Origin of the sequence: Micromonospora sp. NPDC049051 (assembly GCF_043197575.1) — a bacterium.
Lineage (GTDB): Bacteria > Actinomycetota > Actinomycetes > Mycobacteriales > Micromonosporaceae > Micromonospora.
In genome coordinates, this window is the sequence record NZ_JBICTL010000001.1 from 1,445,721 (window position 1) to 1,461,631 (window position 15,911).

16 protein-coding genes are annotated in these 15,911 nt (G+C 74.4%); 10 read left to right on the forward strand and 6 right to left on the reverse strand.

Features of this window, described 5'->3' with window-relative positions:
• The first annotated feature begins 49 nt into the window (after window positions 1–49).
• The 10 genes from ACGFIR_RS06855 (at window position 50) to ACGFIR_RS06900 (ending at window position 7,898) form a co-directional block, all read left to right on the forward strand.
• A complete protein-coding gene (locus tag ACGFIR_RS06855) occupies window positions 50–1,594 on the forward strand; it encodes a hypothetical protein (RefSeq protein ID WP_393143587.1) in 1,545 nt (514 codons plus the stop codon).
• Between the two features lie 148 nt (window positions 1,595–1,742).
• Window positions 1,743–2,033 (forward strand): ATP-dependent Clp protease adapter ClpS, encoded by a 291-nt coding sequence (gene clpS / locus ACGFIR_RS06860; protein ID WP_089001780.1) that lies wholly within the window; start codon window positions 1,743–1,745, stop codon window positions 2,031–2,033.
• Window positions 2,034–2,035: 2 nt separating this feature from the next.
• A complete protein-coding gene (locus tag ACGFIR_RS06865; protein ID WP_393143773.1) occupies window positions 2,036–2,530 on the forward strand; it encodes a DUF2017 domain-containing protein in 495 nt (164 codons plus the stop codon).
• A gap of 53 nt (window positions 2,531–2,583) precedes the next feature.
• Complete coding sequence (locus ACGFIR_RS06870) at window positions 2,584–3,072, forward strand: Mov34/MPN/PAD-1 family protein (protein ID WP_392999598.1); 489 nt, start codon at window positions 2,584–2,586, stop codon at window positions 3,070–3,072.
• Between the two features lie 73 nt (window positions 3,073–3,145).
• On the forward strand, window positions 3,146–3,496 hold the full coding sequence (locus ACGFIR_RS06875; RefSeq protein WP_393143589.1) for a MoaD family protein: 351 nt from the start codon (window positions 3,146–3,148) through the stop codon (window positions 3,494–3,496).
• Window positions 3,497–3,510: 14 nt separating this feature from the next.
• A complete protein-coding gene (locus ACGFIR_RS06880; RefSeq protein WP_392999595.1) occupies window positions 3,511–4,476 on the forward strand; it encodes a PLP-dependent cysteine synthase family protein in 966 nt (321 codons plus the stop codon).
• Window positions 4,477–4,806: 330 nt separating this feature from the next.
• Window positions 4,807–5,553: an MBL fold metallo-hydrolase gene (locus ACGFIR_RS06885; protein ID WP_393143592.1), complete on the forward strand. Its 747-nt coding sequence runs from the start codon at window positions 4,807–4,809 to the stop codon at window positions 5,551–5,553.
• Window positions 5,554–5,618: 65 nt separating this feature from the next.
• Entirely contained in the window at window positions 5,619–6,347 is a 729-nt protein-coding gene (gene rph / locus ACGFIR_RS06890; RefSeq protein WP_392999591.1) for a ribonuclease PH, read from the forward strand.
• On the forward strand, window positions 6,344–6,961 hold the full coding sequence (rdgB, locus tag ACGFIR_RS06895; protein ID WP_392999589.1) for an RdgB/HAM1 family non-canonical purine NTP pyrophosphatase: 618 nt from the start codon (window positions 6,344–6,346) through the stop codon (window positions 6,959–6,961). The genes rph and rdgB overlap by 4 nt, the downstream gene beginning before the upstream one ends.
• Before the next feature lie 22 nt (window positions 6,962–6,983).
• Window positions 6,984–7,898, forward strand: coding sequence for an AEC family transporter (locus ACGFIR_RS06900; protein WP_392999587.1), 915 nt, complete (start codon window positions 6,984–6,986; stop codon window positions 7,896–7,898).
• 52 nt (window positions 7,899–7,950) lie between these two features.
• Here the strand turns inward: ACGFIR_RS06900 and hutH are convergent, their stop codons facing one another.
• The 6 genes from hutH to ACGFIR_RS06930 all read right to left on the reverse strand — a co-directional run bounded on the left by hutH (window position 7,951) and on the right by ACGFIR_RS06930 (window position 15,909).
• Window positions 7,951–9,486 carry a histidine ammonia-lyase gene (gene hutH, locus ACGFIR_RS06905; RefSeq protein ID WP_393143594.1) on the reverse strand — a complete coding sequence of 512 codons (1,536 nt, stop codon included), beginning with the start codon at window positions 9,484–9,486 and terminating at the stop codon, window positions 7,951–7,953.
• Window positions 9,483–10,685, reverse strand: a complete 1,203-nt coding sequence (gene hutI / locus ACGFIR_RS06910) for an imidazolonepropionase (protein ID WP_393143596.1) — start codon at window positions 10,683–10,685, stop codon at window positions 9,483–9,485. Before hutI ends, hutH begins: the two co-directional genes overlap by 4 nt.
• The gene (locus ACGFIR_RS06915) at window positions 10,682–12,040 is read right to left on the reverse strand and encodes a formimidoylglutamate deiminase (RefSeq protein ID WP_393143598.1); all 1,359 of its coding nucleotides are present in this window, start codon (window positions 12,038–12,040) and stop codon (window positions 10,682–10,684) included. The genes hutI and ACGFIR_RS06915 overlap by 4 nt, the downstream gene beginning before the upstream one ends.
• Window positions 12,041–12,152: 112 nt before the next feature.
• Window positions 12,153–13,352 carry an allantoate amidohydrolase gene (locus tag ACGFIR_RS06920; RefSeq protein ID WP_393143600.1) on the reverse strand — a complete coding sequence of 400 codons (1,200 nt, stop codon included), beginning with the start codon at window positions 13,350–13,352 and terminating at the stop codon, window positions 12,153–12,155.
• The gene (gene hutU, locus ACGFIR_RS06925) at window positions 13,349–15,040 is read right to left on the reverse strand and encodes a urocanate hydratase (protein WP_393143602.1); all 1,692 of its coding nucleotides are present in this window, start codon (window positions 15,038–15,040) and stop codon (window positions 13,349–13,351) included. The genes ACGFIR_RS06920 and hutU overlap by 4 nt, the downstream gene beginning before the upstream one ends.
• A gap of 17 nt (window positions 15,041–15,057) precedes the next feature.
• Window positions 15,058–15,909: a MurR/RpiR family transcriptional regulator gene (locus ACGFIR_RS06930; protein WP_393143605.1), complete on the reverse strand. Its 852-nt coding sequence runs from the start codon at window positions 15,907–15,909 to the stop codon at window positions 15,058–15,060.
• Window positions 15,910–15,911 lie beyond the last annotated feature (2 nt).

Genomic DNA, 15,911 nt, shown 5'->3' on the forward strand with positions numbered 1-15,911 from the left:
TCCACGCGGCCCGCCACTGCCGGTCGCCTGCCACGGGAGGACGCTTTCGATGAAGCCGGGTCCTCTCCCCGCCGTCGACGTGGGCGACGGCGACCTGGCCGCACCCTGCGACCTGCCCCGCCGGGAGCGGCTGCCCGCCAGGCTCGGAGTGACCGAGCCCCGCCCGGAGGAACCGATGGCCGTGATCGGCCTCGGCCCGGCCGGTGCGGGGCGACGCGAGGTCCTCGCCCGCCTGCTCCAGCTCGATCCCGCCATGCTCGCCGTGCCCGCCGGAAGTTGGCTCGTGGTGCGCCACTCCAAGGTGCCGACGCGGGCCGCCTACGTGCCCGGCTACCGCCAGCCCCACTCCTACGGCGCCGACCGGCTGGCCGCCGGGCCGGCGCTCGCGCGCCCGCCGCGCCGGGTCGAGCTGAGCCTGCCCGAGCCCCTGCTGCGGCACTTCAGCCTCGTCGACACACCCGACACCGGCGCCCTCGGGCTGGCCGGCGGCCGGTTGCTGCTCGACGCGGCGGGCCGGTCCGGGGCGGTGCTCTTCGTGATCGCCGCCGACCAGGCCTTCACCGCCGTCGAGCTGCACCTGCTCGCCGACCTGGCGCGCGCCGACGTCAGGGTCGTCTTCGCGGTCACCCCGGGCGCGAGCGGCTGGGCCCCGGTGCCGGAGGGCACGACCACGACGGAGGTCACGGGGGCGTCCGTCGGGTCGGCTTCCGCGCCGGTGGACCCGGTCGAGGTCACCGTGGAGGCGCACCGGGCGGCCCTGCTGGCCGCCGTTCCCGGGCTCGCCGAAGCCCGTTGGTTCCCGGTCGAGGCGGCAGGTGACGGGGCCGACCTGCGCCGCGCCCTGGTCGGCTGGGCCGCCGACGAGGGACTGCGGCGGGCGAGCGCCGAACCGCCCGTGCTGCCCGGGGCGCACGGCCGGGTGCCTGTGGTGGCCAACCCGGGCGCCTGGTCGGAGCAGCTCGACCGGCAGGCCCGGTCCTGCTCGCGGCGCATCCGCCAGCACCTCGCCCTGGAGTTGGCGAACATCCACCTCCGCGTGGTGCAGGAGATCGTCTTCGGGGTCGGCTGCGCCGGCCTGCCGCAGCTGCTCGACCGGGAGATGGAGGCGCTGTCGCTGCTGGCCACCGCCCAGTGCGACGAGGCGGTGCGCGGGCTCCTGGAGGAGGCCGCCGGCCGGGTCTTCGGCACTCCGCTGCCGGCGGGTGTGCTCCGGCGACTGCACGCACCGGTGTGCTGGAGCCTGGCGGACCACCAGGGCGAGCACGAGCTCGACCGGGTGCTGCTGGTCACCAGCACCGGGGGCGTCGCGGACCTGACCGGCGACGGCGCGGCCGACGCGCTGGCGAGCTACCCGGGCCTGGAACGCGCGGAGGTGCTCCCGCCGGTGGCCGTGGCCCTCTCGGGCGGCTGCTGGCAGCACTGGCGCAGCCCGGGCAACCACGACGCCAACGCCGCCCGGGCCTGGGCGCAGCGCGCGTTGCGCGAGGTCGAACTCAAGCTGTCCCGGGAGGTGTCCCGGCGGTTCGAGGTGTTCCGCCTCTCGCTGGACGGGGTGCTCTCCGATGCTGTCGACCACGGCATCCTGCTCGCCTGACGGCCCGCCGGTCGCTCGCGGCGTCGGCCCCGCGCCGGCGGCTCCGCTCGCCCTCGCCGACGCGTTTGACCAGGCCGGACGCGATGATCAACGCCGGGCCGGTGTTCCGGTTCCTCGGTTCGCCGGATCCGGTGGCACGATGGGGGGCATGGCGGCTCCGCAGGTTGCACCTGTCGAGACGCCGGACACCGACGAGGTGCCGGCGTCCGACCGGCCTTGGGTGACGATCGTGTGGGACGACCCGGTCAACCTCATGACGTACGTGACCTGGGTCTTTCAGAAGCTCTTCGGCTACAGCCGGGAGAAGGCGGAACAGCTCATGCTCGACGTGCACCACAAGGGCCGCGCCGTGGTCTCCAGCGGCGCCCGGGAGCGGATGGAGCACGACGCGTCGCAGCTGCACGCGTACGGGCTGTGGGCGACGGTGGACCGGTCGTGAGCATGTTCCGTCGCCAGGGCGACCGTTACGTCGCCAGCTTCGCCATCGACGAGGTGCGGGTGCTGCGGAAGGTGGCATCCGAGGTGGTGGGGCTGCTCACCGACGGCTTCGACCACAGCGACCCGGTGGTGGGCCGGCTCTTCCCCGAGGTCTACCCGGAGGACCCGTCCGACACCGCCGAGTTCCGCCGCTACACCGAGGGCGACCTCAAGACCGCCAAGATCGACCAGGCGGGCGCGATCCTCGCCGCGCTGCCCGACTCCGGCGGGGGCGAGGTGCGCCTCGACGCGGAGGCGGCCGAGGCGTGGCTGCGGGCGCTCAACGACGCCCGGCTCGCGATGGGCGTCCGGCTGGAGATCAAGGACGGCACCGACCTCGGCGAGGAGCTCGACGACGCCGTCGCCGTCGACCCGGCCTCCAGCCGGGTGTTCCAACTGTCGGTCTACGCGTACCTCGGCTATCTCCAGGAATCCCTGCTCAACGCCCTGATCGACTAGGCGTGACCGCCGCCACCTTAAGGTCGCGGCAGGTACGCGTTAGGCTGGAGCACGTGCTGAGCATCGACCGGTCGATCGTCGACGCGATCGTCGCCCACGCCCGCCGGGACCACCCCGACGAGGCGTGCGGCGTGGTCGCCGGTCCCGCCGGCAGCGACACCCCCACCCGGCACATCCCGATGGACAACGCCGCCCGTTCCATGACGTTCTACGAGTTCGACTCGATGGAGCAGTTGCGGGTGTGGCGCGAGATGGACGACCGGGACGAGGAGCCCGTCGTCATCTACCACTCGCACACCGCCACGGAGGCCTACCCGTCCCGGACGGACATCGCCTTCGCCGGTGAGCCCGGCGCGCACTACCTGCTGGTCTCCACCCGCGAGCCCGACTCGGAGGAGATCCGCTCCTTCCGGATCGTCGACGGCGTGGTGACCGAGGAGCCCGTCCGGATCGTGGAGGCGGGGGTGGACCCGCACGCCGTGCAGTCCTACATGTTCGGGCAGAGCCCGGCGACGGTCGACTACGAGTGTTCCGGCCGCTGATCCAGCGCCGTCACACCCGTTCACGTCCCGTCACCTTCCGGCACGCCCGACCATCATCGAGGAGCACGACACCATGGCCATCGAAGTTCGCATCCCCACCATCCTGCGCAGCTACACCGGCGGCGCGAAGATCGTCGAGGGCGCCGGCGACACGCTGAGCGACCTGCTCGCCGACCTGGACTCCCGGCACGCCGGCCTGAAGGCCCGGCTGGTCACCGACGCCGGCGCGCTGCACCGCTTCGTCAACGTCTACGTCAACGACGAGGACGTCCGCTTCCTCGGCGCGCTGGACGCCAAGCTCAACGACGGCGACAGCGTGACCATCCTGCCGGCCGTGGCCGGTGGCGCGTTCGGCTTCGCCGCCGCCGCCGCGATCGCCCAGCACGGCGGGGCCGCCGCCCGGTCGGCCGCCGCCGCCCGCTGACGGCGGCGGTCACCATGGCGCGGTACGACAGCCTCCTCGACGCCTGCGGGGGAACGCCCCTGGTCGGGCTGCCCCGGCTCTCGCCGACGGTGCCCGACGGGGCGCCGCCGGTGCGGCTCTGGGCGAAGCTGGAGGACCGGAACCCGACCGGCAGCATCAAGGACCGGGCGGCCCTGTTCATGGTCCGGGCGGCCGAGGAGGCGGGCCGGCTCCGGCCGGGCGACACCATCCTCGAACCGACCAGCGGCAACACCGGCATCTCGCTGGCCATGGTGGCCAAGCTGCGCGGCTACCGGCTCGTCTGCGTGATGCCGGAGAACGTCTCGACCGAGCGGGTGCAGCTGCTCCGGATGTACGGCGCGGAGATCATCTTCTCGCCGGCGGCGGGCGGCTCCAACCAGGCGGTGGCCACCGCCAAGCAGATCTCGGCCGAGCACCCCGACTGGGTCATGCTCTACCAGTACGGCAACGAGGCGAACGCCCGGGCGCACTACGAGACCACCGGCCCGGAGCTGCTGCACGACCTGCCCACGATCACGCACTTCGTGGCGGGCCTCGGCACCACCGGGACGCTGATGGGCACCGGGCGCTACCTGCGCGAGAAGGTCGAGGGCATCCAGGTCGTCGCGGCCGAGCCGCGCTACGGCGAGCTGGTCTACGGGCTGCGCAACATCGACGAGGGCTACGTTCCGGAGCTCTACGACGCGTCGGTGCTGTCCCGGCGCTTCTCCGTCGGCACCCGCGACGCGGTGCTGCGGACCCGGCAGCTCGTCGAGGTGGAGGGCATCTTCGCCGGTTTCTCCACGGGCGCCATCCTGCACGCCGCCCTGGCGGTGGCGCACGAGGCCGTCCGCGCCGGGCAGCGGGCCGACGTCGCCTTCGTGGTCTGCGACGGCGGCTGGAAGTACCTCTCCACCGGGGCCTACGGCGGCACGCTCGCCGACGCGGAGGAGGCCCTGGAAGGTCAGCTCTGGGCCTGACGTCTCGCGGCCGGATCATCGACCCGCGTCGGTGGTCCGGCCGTCCCGTCCCGGCCCGCGAGGCGGCCGGGCGGCCTGCCGTCGGTCGAGTCGTTGGCGGTGCGTCCGCTCACCCAGCGCTACCGCCGGACGTCATCTCGTCACGGGGCGAGGACGGGGCGGGACGGGGAGGTCCGGGCGGGTGTCACGTTCATGACAACTTCCGGTGGATGACTCTACTCGCCGCGCGGGCGCGCGTAGGCTCCCCTGCGTGGCGTACGCGTCGGCAGAGATCATCGGGACTGGAACCGTCGGCGCGGATACTACGCATCGTGATAGTGAGATAACTCGATGCGACTGACCGTACTGGGCTGCGCGGGCAGTTTCCCCGGCCCCGAGTCCCCCTGCTCGGCCTACCTCGTCGAGGCGGACGGCTTCCGCCTGCTGGTCGACTTCGGCTCCGGCTCGCTGTCCAACCTCCAACGCTACGCCGGGCTGCACGCACCGGACGCCATCATCCTCACCCACCTGCACTGCGACCACATCCTCGACGCCGCCTCGTACGTGGTGGTCCGCCGCTACGCCCCGGATGGCCCCTACCCGTCGCTGCCGGTCTACGCCCCGGCCGGCGCACCGGACCGGCTGGCCGCCGTGTACGGGCAGGAGGACAGCACGGTCGAGGACGTCTACCAGTTCTACGCCCTCGAACCCGGCACCTTCCCGATCGGCCCGTTCACGGTCACCGTCGACCGGGTGAACCACCCCGTCGAGACGTACGGCGTCCGGCTGGAGCACGGCGGACGGGTGTTCTGCTACTCCTCGGACACCGCGCCCTGCGACGCGCTGCTCCGGCTGGCCCAGGACGCCGACACGTTCCTCTGCGAGGCGAGCTACCTCGACGGCGTGGAGAACCCGCCGGACCTGCATCTGACCGGCCGGGAGGCCGGCGAGGCGGCGACGAAGGCGGGGGTCAGCCGGCTGCTGCTCACCCACCTCGTGACCGCCTGGGGCAGCGAGGCGCACACCGTGGAGTCGGCCGGCACCGCCTTCGACGGGCCGCTCGAGGTCGTCCGGCCCGGTGCCAGCTACGAGATCTGACCCGCCGGCACCCGGGGCGGGACACCCCGGGGCGCACCGATCGGAGCACCACATAGGGTGCAGGGATGGCACGACCTGACGGGCGGCGACCCGACGAACTCCGACCTGTGACGTTGACCCGGGGCTGGAGCACCCATCCGGAGGGCTCGGTGCTCGTGGAGTTCGGCGGCACCCGGGTGCTCTGCACGGCCAGCGTGACCGAGGGCGTGCCCCGCTGGCGCAAGGGCTCCGGGCTCGGCTGGGTCACCGCCGAGTACGCGATGCTGCCGCGGGCCACCAACACCCGCTCCGACCGGGAGAGCGTGAAGGGCCGCGTCGGCGGGCGTACGCACGAGATCTCCCGGCTGATCGGCCGGAGCCTGCGGGCGTCGATCGACCTGAAGGCCCTCGGCGAGAACTCGATCGTGCTCGACTGCGACGTGCTCCAGGCCGACGGCGGCACCCGCACCGCCGCGATCACGGGCGCGTACGTGGCGCTGCACGACGCGGTCACCTGGCTGGCCGGGCGCAAGTCGCTGGTCGGCAAGCCGGAGAAGGTGATGCACCGCTCGGTGGCGGCGATCAGCGTCGGGGTCGTCGACGGCGAACCCCGGCTGGACCTCGACTACGCCGAGGACGTGACCGCCGAGGTCGACATGAACGTGGTGTGCACCGGCGCCGGCGAGTTCGTCGAGGTGCAGGGCACCGGGGAGGCGGGCGTCTTCGCCCGCGAGCAGCTCGACGCCCTGCTCGACCTGGCCGTCGCCGGCTGCGTGGACCTGGCCGAAGCCCAGCGAAAGGCGCTTCTCTCATGAACAAGGTGCTGCTCGCCACCCGTAACCGTAAGAAGCTCGTCGAGCTCCAGCGGATCCTCGACGGCGCGCTCGGCGCGCACCGCGTCGCCCTGCTCGGGCTGGACGACGTCGAGGAGTACCCGGAGCTGCCCGAGACCGGCCTGACGTTCGGCGAGAACGCGCTGATCAAGGCGCGGGAGGGCTGCCGGCGTACCGGCCTGCCGACGATCGCCGACGACTCCGGGATCGCCGTCGAGGCCCTCAACGGCATGCCCGGGGTGTTCAGCGCCCGCTGGGCCGGCCGGCACGGCAACGACCAGGCGAACCTCCAGCTGGTGCTGGACCAGATCGCGGACCTGCCCGACGAGCACCGGGCCGCGTCCTTCGTCTGTACCGTGGCCCTGGTGCTGCCGGGCGGCAAGGAGCACCTGGTCGACGGCCGGCAGAGCGGCCGGCTGCTCCGGGCGCCGCGCGGCGACGGCGGGTTCGGCTACGACCCGATCTTCCTGGGCGACGGACAGGACCGCACCAACGCGGAGCTGACGCCCCAGGAGAAGGACGCGGTCAGCCACCGGGGCAAGGCACTGCGGGAGCTGGCCAAGCTGGTCGCCAAGGTGCTGCCGCCCGCGAGCTGACGGCCCCGCCCCGGTGGAAGGGGTGCTGACGGGCTTCGCCGTCATCGCCACCGTCATCGCCGTCGGCTACGCGCTCGGCCGCGGCGGGCTGCTGGGGCCGGAGGCGGCCACCGTCCTCTCCCGGGTCGCGTTCTTCGTGGCGACCCCGGCGCTGCTGTTCCAGACGGTGGCCCGGGCCGACGTGCCCGCGATCGTCTCGTCCGCCCTGGTCGTGACGGTGGCGAGTACCACCGCCGTGGCGTCGCTGTACGTGGCCGTCGCGCGGCTCTGCTGGCGCCGCTCCGTCGCGGAGGCGACGATCGGGGCGCTGGCCTCGTCGTACGTCAACGCGGCGAACATCGGCATCCCGGTCGCCGTCTACGTCCTCGGCGACGCCTCGTTCGTCGCGCCCGTCCTGATGTTCCAGCTGGTCGTGGTGACGCCGGTCGCGTTCGCCCTCCTCGAGGCGGCCACGGCGAAGAGACGACCGTCGCCCGGCTCCGTGGTGCTCCAGCCGCTCACGAACCCGGTCACCGTCGCGTGCGCGCTGGGCGTCGCGGCCAGCCTGACGGGGTGGCTGCCGCCGGAACCGGTGCTGCGGCCGATCGAACTCGTCGCGGCGATGGCGGTTCCCGCCACGCTGATCGCGTACGGCGTCTCCCTGCACGGCGCGCCGCGGCCCGGCTCCGGCGACACCGGTCGGGACGTACGCCTCGCGGTCGTCCTCAAGACCGTGGCCCAGCCCGCCGTCGCCTACCTCGTCGCGCGCTTCGCGATGGGGCTGCCGGCCGCCCTGGTGCTGGCCTGCACGGTCACCGCCGCCCTGCCGACGGCGCAGAACGTCTTCGTGTACGCGGTCCGCTACGGCCGGGGCACGGTCCTGGCGCGCGACTCGATCCTGCTGTCGACGGTGACCGCCGTGCCCGTGCTGATCGGGGTGGCGGTGCTGGCGGGCTGACACCGGCGGGCACCCGGGCCACCGTGGCGCGACGGTGGCCCGGCGGCGGCCGTCAGTCCAGGAGGCCGATCTCGCTCTCGATGGCGGCGCGCAGGTCCGGCCCGGCCACCACGGCCCGGGCGGCCTCCATCAGCGGGGCCAGGAAGACGTCCGGCCCGGGTTCCCCGGCGATCCCGCCGAGCGCCGCGACGGCCGCCCGGCCGGCCGGCGACGGGTCGAGCGGGGCGCGCAGCTGGAGTCCGCGTACGGCGGCGAGCAGCTCGACGGCGAGCAGGCTGGTCAGGTTGTCCAGGACGGTGCGCAGCTTCTTGGCCGCCGCCCAGCCCATCGAGACGTGGTCCTCCTGCATCCCGCTGGTCGGCAGCGAGTCCACCGACGCGGGCGCGGCGAGCCGGCGGTTCTCCGCGACGATCCCCGCCGCCGTGTACTGGGCGATCATCAGTCCGGAGTTGACCCCGGCGTCGGGGGAGAGGAACGCCGGCAGGTCGCGGGACCGGGTGACGTCGAGCAGCCGGTCCACCCGGCGCTCGGCGATCGCGCCCACCTCGGCGGCGGCGATGGCCAGGAAGTCGGCGGCGAAGCCGAGCGGCGCGCCGTGGAAGTTCCCGGTCGACTCGACGCGGCCGTCGGGCAGCACCACAGGGTTGTCCACGACCGAGACCAGCTCCCGGCCGGCCACCGTGCGGACGAACTCCAGCGTGTCCCTGGCCGCCCCGGCGACCTGCGGCGCGCACCGCATCGAGTACGCGTCCTGCACCGCGTGCGCCAGGTCGTCGCGGTGCGAGTCCATCACCCGGGAGTCCTGCAACAGCCGGTGGATGTTCGCCGCCGAGGCCGACTGCCCGGGGTGCGGGCGGATGGCGTGCAGCTCCGGCAGGAACGGCCGCTCCGAGCCGAGCATCGCCTCGATGGCGAGGGCGGCGGTGACGTCGGCCATCGTGAACAGGTGCGCGGCGTCGTGGATCGCCAGCAGCAGCATGCCGAGCATGCCGTCGGTGCCGTTGATCAGCGCCAGCCCCTCCTTGGCGGCCAGCCCGACCGGCGCCAGCCCGGCCCGGCGCAGCGCGTCGGCGGCGGGCAGCCGCTCGCCGGCCGGGCCGAGCACCCAGCCCTCGCCGAGGAGCACCAGCGCGCAGTGCGCCAGCGGCGCCAGGTCACCGGAGGCGCCCAGCGAGCCGTGCTCCGGCACCCACGGCGTCACGTCGTGGTTGAGCAGGTCGACCAGCGCTTCGGCGAGCAGGGGCCGGACCCCGGAGCGGCCGAGCGCCAGCGAGCGGACCCGCAGCAGCATCATGGCCCGCACCACCTCGCGGGGCATCGGCGCGCCCACCCCGGCGGCGTGCGAGCGGATCAGCGCGTGCTGGAGTTCGGCCCGCCGCTCGGGCGCGACGAACGTGTTCGCCAGCGCGCCGAAGCCGGTGGAGACGCCGTAGACCGGCCGGCCGGCGGCCTCGATGCCGTCGACGATCGACCGGCTGGTCGTCATGGCGTCCACGGTGGCTGGGTCGAGCACGACCTTGGCGGTGCCGCGCGCCACGGCGAGCACGTCGGCGGGGGAGATCCCGGTGGGCAGGATGGTCACGGTCATTGCGGCACTCCGTTGCGCAGAACCTGGCGGATCAGTGGCACCCCCGGCCGGTAGGCCAGGTGCAGGTGGGACGGGGCGTCGAGGATCATCAGGTCGGCCCGCGCCCCCACGCCGAGCCACCCGATGTCGTCGCGGCGCAGCGCCCGCGCGCCGCCGGCGGTCGCGGCCCAGACGGCCTCCGCCGGGGTCATCCGCATCTCGCGTACGGCGAGCGCGATGCAGAACGGCATCGACGACGTGTACGACGAACCGGGGTTGCAGTCCGTCGCCAGCGCCACGGTGACGCCGGCGTCGAGCAGCCGGCGGGCGTCCGGGTAGGGCGACCGGGTGGAGAACTCGGCGCCGGGCAGCAGGGTGGCGACGGTGGTGGTGTGCAGGCTGTCGGCGCACATGCAGTCGTGCCGGCTCGACGCCAGCGCGTCGACGTCGGCGTCGGTGAGGTGAGTGCAGTGGTCGACGCTGGCCGCGCCCAGCTCCACGCCGAGCTGGACGCCCGGCCCGGGGCCGAGCTGGTTGGCGTGCACCCGCACGCCCAGCCCGACGGCCTGCCCGCAGGCGAGGATCGCGCGGGCGTGGTCCACGTCGAACGCGCCCCGCTCGCAGAAGACGTCGATCCAGCGCGCGTACGGCGCGGCGGCGGCCAGCATCGGCCCGCACACCAGACCCACGTAGTCGTCGGGGCGGTCGGCGTACTCGGCGGGGACCACGTGCGCGCCGAGGAAGGTGGTCTCCTCGCTGACCTCGGCGGCGATCCGCAGCGAGCGGGCCTCGTCGGCGACGGTGAGCCCGTACCCGCTCTTGATCTCGATGGTGGTGGTGCCCTGCCGCAGCGCCTCGCCGCGCAGCCGCCGCACGGTGGCCCGCAGCTCGTCGTCGCTGGCCGCCCGGGTCGCGCCGACCGTGGTCCGGATCCCGCCGCCGGTGTACGGCTGCCCGGCCATCCGGGCGGCGAACTCGGCGGCCCGGTCCCCGGCGAAGACCAGGTGGGCGTGGCTGTCCACGAAGCCGGGGAGCACGGCGGCACCCCCCGCGTCCAGGCGCCGGTCGGCGGCCGGCGCGTCGCGGGACGGCCCGATCCAGGCCACCCGCCCGTCCTCGACCAGCAGTGCGACGTCGCGCCGGATGCCCAACGGCCCGTCCTCGCCCCCGAGGTCGTTGGTCACCAGCTCGCCGATGTCGTCGACCAGCAGACTGCTCAAGAGGTCACCTCCTCGATCGCCGCGGTCAACTCGGCCGGCACGTCGACCGTCAGGTGCCGGCCGTCGCGCACCACGGTCCGGCCGTCCACCACGACGTGCGTGACGTCGGCCGCGCCCGCCGCGAACCACACCCCCACCGGCGGTACGCCGGCCGTGCGCGGGCTGTCGAGCCGTACGGTCACCAGGTCGGCGCGCGCGCCCACGGCGAGCCGCCCGGCGTCGCGCCAGCCCAGCGTGGCGTGACCGCCCACGGTGGCGGCGTCGCGCAGCTCGGCGGCGCTGAAGTGGCCCCGCCGGCGGGTGCGCAGCCGCTCGTCCAGCTCCACGGCACGGGCCTCCTCGAAGAGGTCGATCACGGCGTGGCTGTCGCTGCCCAGGCTGAGCGGCAGGCCGACGTCGGCCATCCGCCGGGCCGGACCGATCCCGTCGGCCAGGTCCCGCTCCGTGGTCGGGCAGAGGCAGACGCCCGTGCCGGCGTCACCGAGCAGGGTGAGGTCGCCGCTGGTCAGGTGGGTGGCGTGTACGGCCGTGGTGGCCGGGCCGAGCGCCCCCCGGTCGGCGAGCAGCCGGGCCGGGGTGCAGCCGTGCACGGCCCGGCAGGCGTCGTTCTCGGCCGGCTGCTCGGACAGGTGCACGTGCAGGGGCGCCGCGTGCCGGTCCGCCCAGCCGGCCACGGTGGCGAGCTGCCCGGCCGGGACCGCCCGCACCGAGTGGATGGCCGCCCCGACCCGGACGTGGTCGTCGTCGGGCCGGTACGCGTCGATCCGTTCCGCCCAGCGCAGCGCGTCGCCGTCGCCGAAGCGCCGCTGCGGGCCGGCGAGCGGCTCCCCGTCGACGGTGGCGGTGAGGTAGCAGGTGTCCAGCAGGGTGATCCGGATCCCGGCGTGCGCGGCGGCCTCGACCAGCGCCTCGCCCATCGCGTTCGCCTCGGCGTACGGGGTGCCGTCCGGGTTGTGGTGCACGTAGTGGAACTCGCCGACGCAGGTGACACCGGCCAGCGCCATCTCGGCGTAGACCGCCCGGGCCAGGGCCAGGTACGAGTCCGGGTCCAGCCGCTGTGCCACCGCGTACATCCGGTCGCGCCAGGTCCAGAAGTCGCCGCGCCCGCCGTGGGTGCGCCCGCGCAACGCCCGGTGGAACGCGTGCGAGTGGGCGTTGGCGAGCCCCGGCAGGGTCAGCCCGGGCAGCCGCACGGCGTCGTCGAGCACCTCGACGCCGGTGTCGACGCCGGATCCGCCGGCCAGCGGCGTGACGGCGCTGATCCGCCCGTCGGCGGTCTCGATCAGCACGTCGGCGGTCGGTTCGGCGTGGTCGGGCAGCCAGGCGTACTCGGCCAGCCAGCGGGTCGCGGTCATCTGGTTCGCCCCCTGTCGAGCTGAATCGTCTGCGACATCAGTCGATCACCACGGGGACGAGTCGTCTGCGACATCAGCTCGACAGGCCACCAACGGCGGCACCGGACCCCGGTCAGCGGCATGTCAGCTCCTCCAGTACCCGGGCCAGGGCGGTCACCCCGGCGGCGCAGTCGGCGTCGCTGGCCGACTCGGCCGGGGAGTGCGAGACCCCCGTCGGGTTGCGCACGAAGAGCATGGCCGTGGGCAGGTGCGCGGCGAGCACCCCGGCGTCGTGCCCGGCACCGGTGGGCAGCACCGGCGCGTCCAGCAGGGTCGCCAGCCGGCCCGCCAGCCCGTCGTCGAACGCGACCAGCGGGGTGGCCGACTCCTCCGTGAGCGCCACCTCCGTACCGTCGCGGCGGGCCCGCTCGGCGGCCTTCGCGCGGACCGCGTCGACCAGCCCCGTCAGCGTCTCGGGCTCGGCGGCCCGGGCGTCCAGCCAGCCGGTCACCTTCGACGGGATTGCGTTGGTGGCGTTCGGCTCCACCGCCACCCGGCCGACGGTGGCGTGCGCGCCGCGCAGCCGCGCCTCCTTGTTGGCCGCCAGCACCGTGAAGGCGTACGTCAGCATGGGGTCGCGGCGGTCGGCCATCCGGGTCGTACCGGCGTGGTTGCCCTCGCCGGTGAACTCGAAGCGCCAGCGGCCGTGCGGCCAGATCGCGCTGGCCACCCCGACCGGCGCGTCGGCGTCGACCATCGCGCGGCCCTGCTCGACGTGCAGCTCGACGAAGGCGGCGAAGCCGCCGAGCAGCTCGGGCCGCGCGCCCGCCGGCCGGGCGCCCAGCGCCTCGGCGAAGCTCACCCCGGCGGCGTCGCGCAGCCCGGCCGCGCGGTCCACCGCGATCTCCCCGGCGAGCAGCCGCGACCCCAGGCACGGTACGCCGAACCGCGCGCCCTCCTCCTCGACGAACGCGCCGACCACGACGGGCCGGGCCGGCGCGACGCCCGCCGTGCGCAGCTCGTCGACGGCGAGGAACGCGCTGACGATGCCGAGCGGCCCGTCGTACGCCCCACCGTGCGGTACCGAGTCGAAGTGGCTGCCGGTCAGCACCGCGTCGCCGGCCCCGGGCTCGCCCCACCGGGCGAACAGGTTGCCGTTGCCGTCGTCGGTGACCGGCATGCCCCGGCGGTCGGCCTGCTCGCGGAACCACTCCCGCAACCGCAGCTCCGGCTCCGTCAGCGCGTACCGCAGGTAGCCGCCGCTGCCCTCGTCCCGCCCGACCGGCGCGATCTCGTCCCACAGCGCCCGGAACCGGCCGGCGAGGTCGCTCATGCGGTGTCCCCGTTGTTCGCCATCGGCACCCGTACGCCGGTGGCCTGCGCGACCTCGCGGGCGGCGTCGTAACCGGCGTCGACGTGCCGGATGACGCCCATCGCCGGATCGTTGGTGAGCACCCGCTCGATCTTCTGCCCGGCCAGCGCCGTGCCGTCGGCGACGCAGACCTGACCGGCGTGGATGGAGCGGCCGATGCCGACCCCGCCGCCGTGGTGGATCGACACCCAGGACGCCCCGCTGGCGGTGTTGACCAGCGCGTTGAGCAGCGGCCAGTCGGCCACCGCGTCGGAGCCGTCGGCCATCGCCTCGGTCTCCCGGTACGGGCTGGCCACGCTGCCGCAGTCCAGGTGGTCCCGGCCGATCACCACGGGCGCGGAGAGTTCGCCGGAGGCGACCATCTCGTTGAACCGCACACCCGCCTTGTCCCGCTCCCCGTAGCCGAGCCAGCAGATCCGCGCCGGCAGGCCCTGGAAGGCGACCCGCTCGCCGGCCATCCGGATCCACCGGGCGAGGGACTCGTTCTCGGGGAACAGCTCCAGGATCGCCCGGTCCGTGGCCGCGATGTCGGCCGGGTCGCCGGAGAGCGCCGCCCACCGGAACGGGCCCTTGCCCTCGCAGAACAACGGCCGGATGTACGCGGGCACGAAGCCGGGGAAGTCGAAGGCCCGCTCGAACCCGCCGAGCTTCGCCTCGCCCCGGATCGAGTTGCCGTAGTCGAACACCTCCGCGCCGGCGTCGAGGAACCCGACCATCGCCTCGACGTGCTTCGCCATCGACGCCCGCGCCCGGTCGGTGAACTCGGCCGGCTTCGCCGCCGCGTAGTCCCGGGCGTCGGCCAGCTCCACCCCCTCCGGCAGGTACGACAGCGGGTCGTGCGCGCTGGTCTGGTCGGTGACGATGTCGATGTCGACGCCCCGGCGCAGCAGCTCGGGGAAGACCGTGGCCGCGTTGCCGACCACGCCCACGCTCAGCGCCCGCCGGTCCCGCTTCGCGGCGAGCGCCCGCTCGACGGCGTCGTCCAGGGAGTCGGCGACCTCGTCGAGGTAGCGGTCCTGCACCCGCCGGTCCAGCCGGCTGCGGTCCACGTCGACGATCAGGCAGACGCCGCCGTTCATGGTGACCGCGAGGGGCTGCGCCCCGCCCATCCCGCCGCAGCCGGCGGTCAACGTCAGCGTGCCCGCGAGGGTGCCGCCGCTCGACTGCTGCCCGTCACCACGGGCGCCGGCGATCTTGGCGGCGACGGCGGAGAACGTCTCGTAGGTGCCCTGGAGGATGCCCTGGGTGCCGATGTAGATCCACGAGCCGGCGGTCATCTGCCCGTACATGGTGAGGCCGAGCTGTTCGAGGCGGCGGAACTCCGGCCAGGTGGCCCAGTCGCCCACCAGGTTCGAGTTGGCCAGCAGCACCCGGGGCGCCCACTCGTGCGTACGCATGACGCCCACCGGCCGGCCGGACTGCACCAGCATGGTCTCGTCGTCGCGCAGGTCGGTCAGGGTACGCACCAGCGCGTGGTACGACGGCCAGTCCCGCGCCGCCCTCCCGGTGCCGCCGTAGACCACCAGGTCCTCGGGGCGCTCCGCCACCTGCGGGTCGAGGTTGTTCATCAGCATCCGCAGCGCGGCCTCCTGGGGCCACCCACGGGCGGTACGTTCGGTGCCGCGTGCGGCGCGGACGGGCTGGGTCATCTCGGCTCTCCTCCGGGTCATCCGAGGAACAACTGGCGGCGGGCGGCGGAGGCCTCGAAGGCCTCCAGCCGGCGCTGGGTGTCGGCGGGGGCGGCGTCGCAGATCGCCTGGAGCAGCACCATGGCCAGGGTCATCGGCGCGGTGTGCAGGTCGAAGACGAGCTGCGCGCCGACCGCGGCGGGCAGCACCACGTCGGCGTGCTCGGTGGCGGGGCTGACCGGCGAGTCGGTGATGGCCACCACGGTGAGGCCGGCGGCGCGGGCCTCGCGCAGCGCGTCCAGGGTCTCCCGGGGATAGCGGGGGAGGACGAACGCGAGCACGGCAGTGGCCCCGGCCTCGGCGGCCTGTTCGAGGCGGTCGGTGAGCAGGCTGCCGCCGTCGTCGAGCACCCGCACGTCGGGGTGCACCTTGGCGGCGAAGTAGGCGAAGTAGGCGGCCAGCGGGGCGGCGGCGCGCAGGCCGAGCACCGGCAGGGGACGGCTGGCGGCCAGCAGCCGCCCGGTCCCGGCGATCCGGTCCCGGTCGGCGAGCTGCCCGGCGAGGCGGTCGAGGTTGCCGATCTCGGCGCGTACGGCCTGTTGGAGCTCGTTGTCGGCGTCGGCGGCGTCACCGGGGACGCCGGCGGTCAGCGCGCGGAGCCGGCGGCGCAACGCGGGGTAGCCGTCGTGGCCGAGCGCGACCGCGAACCGGGTGACCGACGGCTGGCTGACCCCCGCCAGCTCGGCGACCTCGGCTGCCGACAGGTACGCGACGGTCGGCGCGTGCTGCACGAGGCAGTGCGCGATGCGGCGCTGGGTGGGGGTGAGTCGGACCCCCTGGAACAGGTCGAGCACCCGCTCGGTGGGCACCACGACAGCTCCTTCATTCATGC

Bases quoted from the DNA above. Each gene is read 5' to 3' on its own strand.
- hutU (WP_393143602.1), bottom strand. From the start codon at position 15,040: ATGACCCAGCCCGTCCGCGCCGCACGCGGCACCGAACGTACCGCCCGT.
- ACGFIR_RS06875 (WP_393143589.1), top strand. From the start codon at position 3,146: ATGGCCATCGAAGTTCGCATCCCCACCATCCTGCGCAGCTACACCGGC.
- ACGFIR_RS06930 (WP_393143605.1), bottom strand. From the start codon at position 15,909: ATGAATGAAGGAGCTGTCGTGGTGCCCACCGAGCGGGTGCTCGACCTG.
- rph (WP_392999591.1), top strand. From the start codon at position 5,619: ATGGCACGACCTGACGGGCGGCGACCCGACGAACTCCGACCTGTGACG.
- ACGFIR_RS06880 (WP_392999595.1), top strand. From the start codon at position 3,511: ATGGCGCGGTACGACAGCCTCCTCGACGCCTGCGGGGGAACGCCCCTG.
- ACGFIR_RS06865 (WP_393143773.1), top strand. From the start codon at position 2,036: ATGTTCCGTCGCCAGGGCGACCGTTACGTCGCCAGCTTCGCCATCGAC.
- ACGFIR_RS06915 (WP_393143598.1), bottom strand. From the start codon at position 12,040: ATGACCGCGACCCGCTGGCTGGCCGAGTACGCCTGGCTGCCCGACCAC.
- hutH (WP_393143594.1), bottom strand. From the start codon at position 9,486: ATGACCGTGACCATCCTGCCCACCGGGATCTCCCCCGCCGACGTGCTC.
- ACGFIR_RS06920 (WP_393143600.1), bottom strand. From the start codon at position 13,352: ATGAGCGACCTCGCCGGCCGGTTCCGGGCGCTGTGGGACGAGATCGCG.
- ACGFIR_RS06885 (WP_393143592.1), top strand. From the start codon at position 4,807: ATGCGACTGACCGTACTGGGCTGCGCGGGCAGTTTCCCCGGCCCCGAG.
- clpS (WP_089001780.1), top strand. From the start codon at position 1,743: ATGGCGGCTCCGCAGGTTGCACCTGTCGAGACGCCGGACACCGACGAG.
- ACGFIR_RS06855 (WP_393143587.1), top strand. From the start codon at position 50: ATGAAGCCGGGTCCTCTCCCCGCCGTCGACGTGGGCGACGGCGACCTG.
- rdgB (WP_392999589.1), top strand. From the start codon at position 6,344: ATGAACAAGGTGCTGCTCGCCACCCGTAACCGTAAGAAGCTCGTCGAG.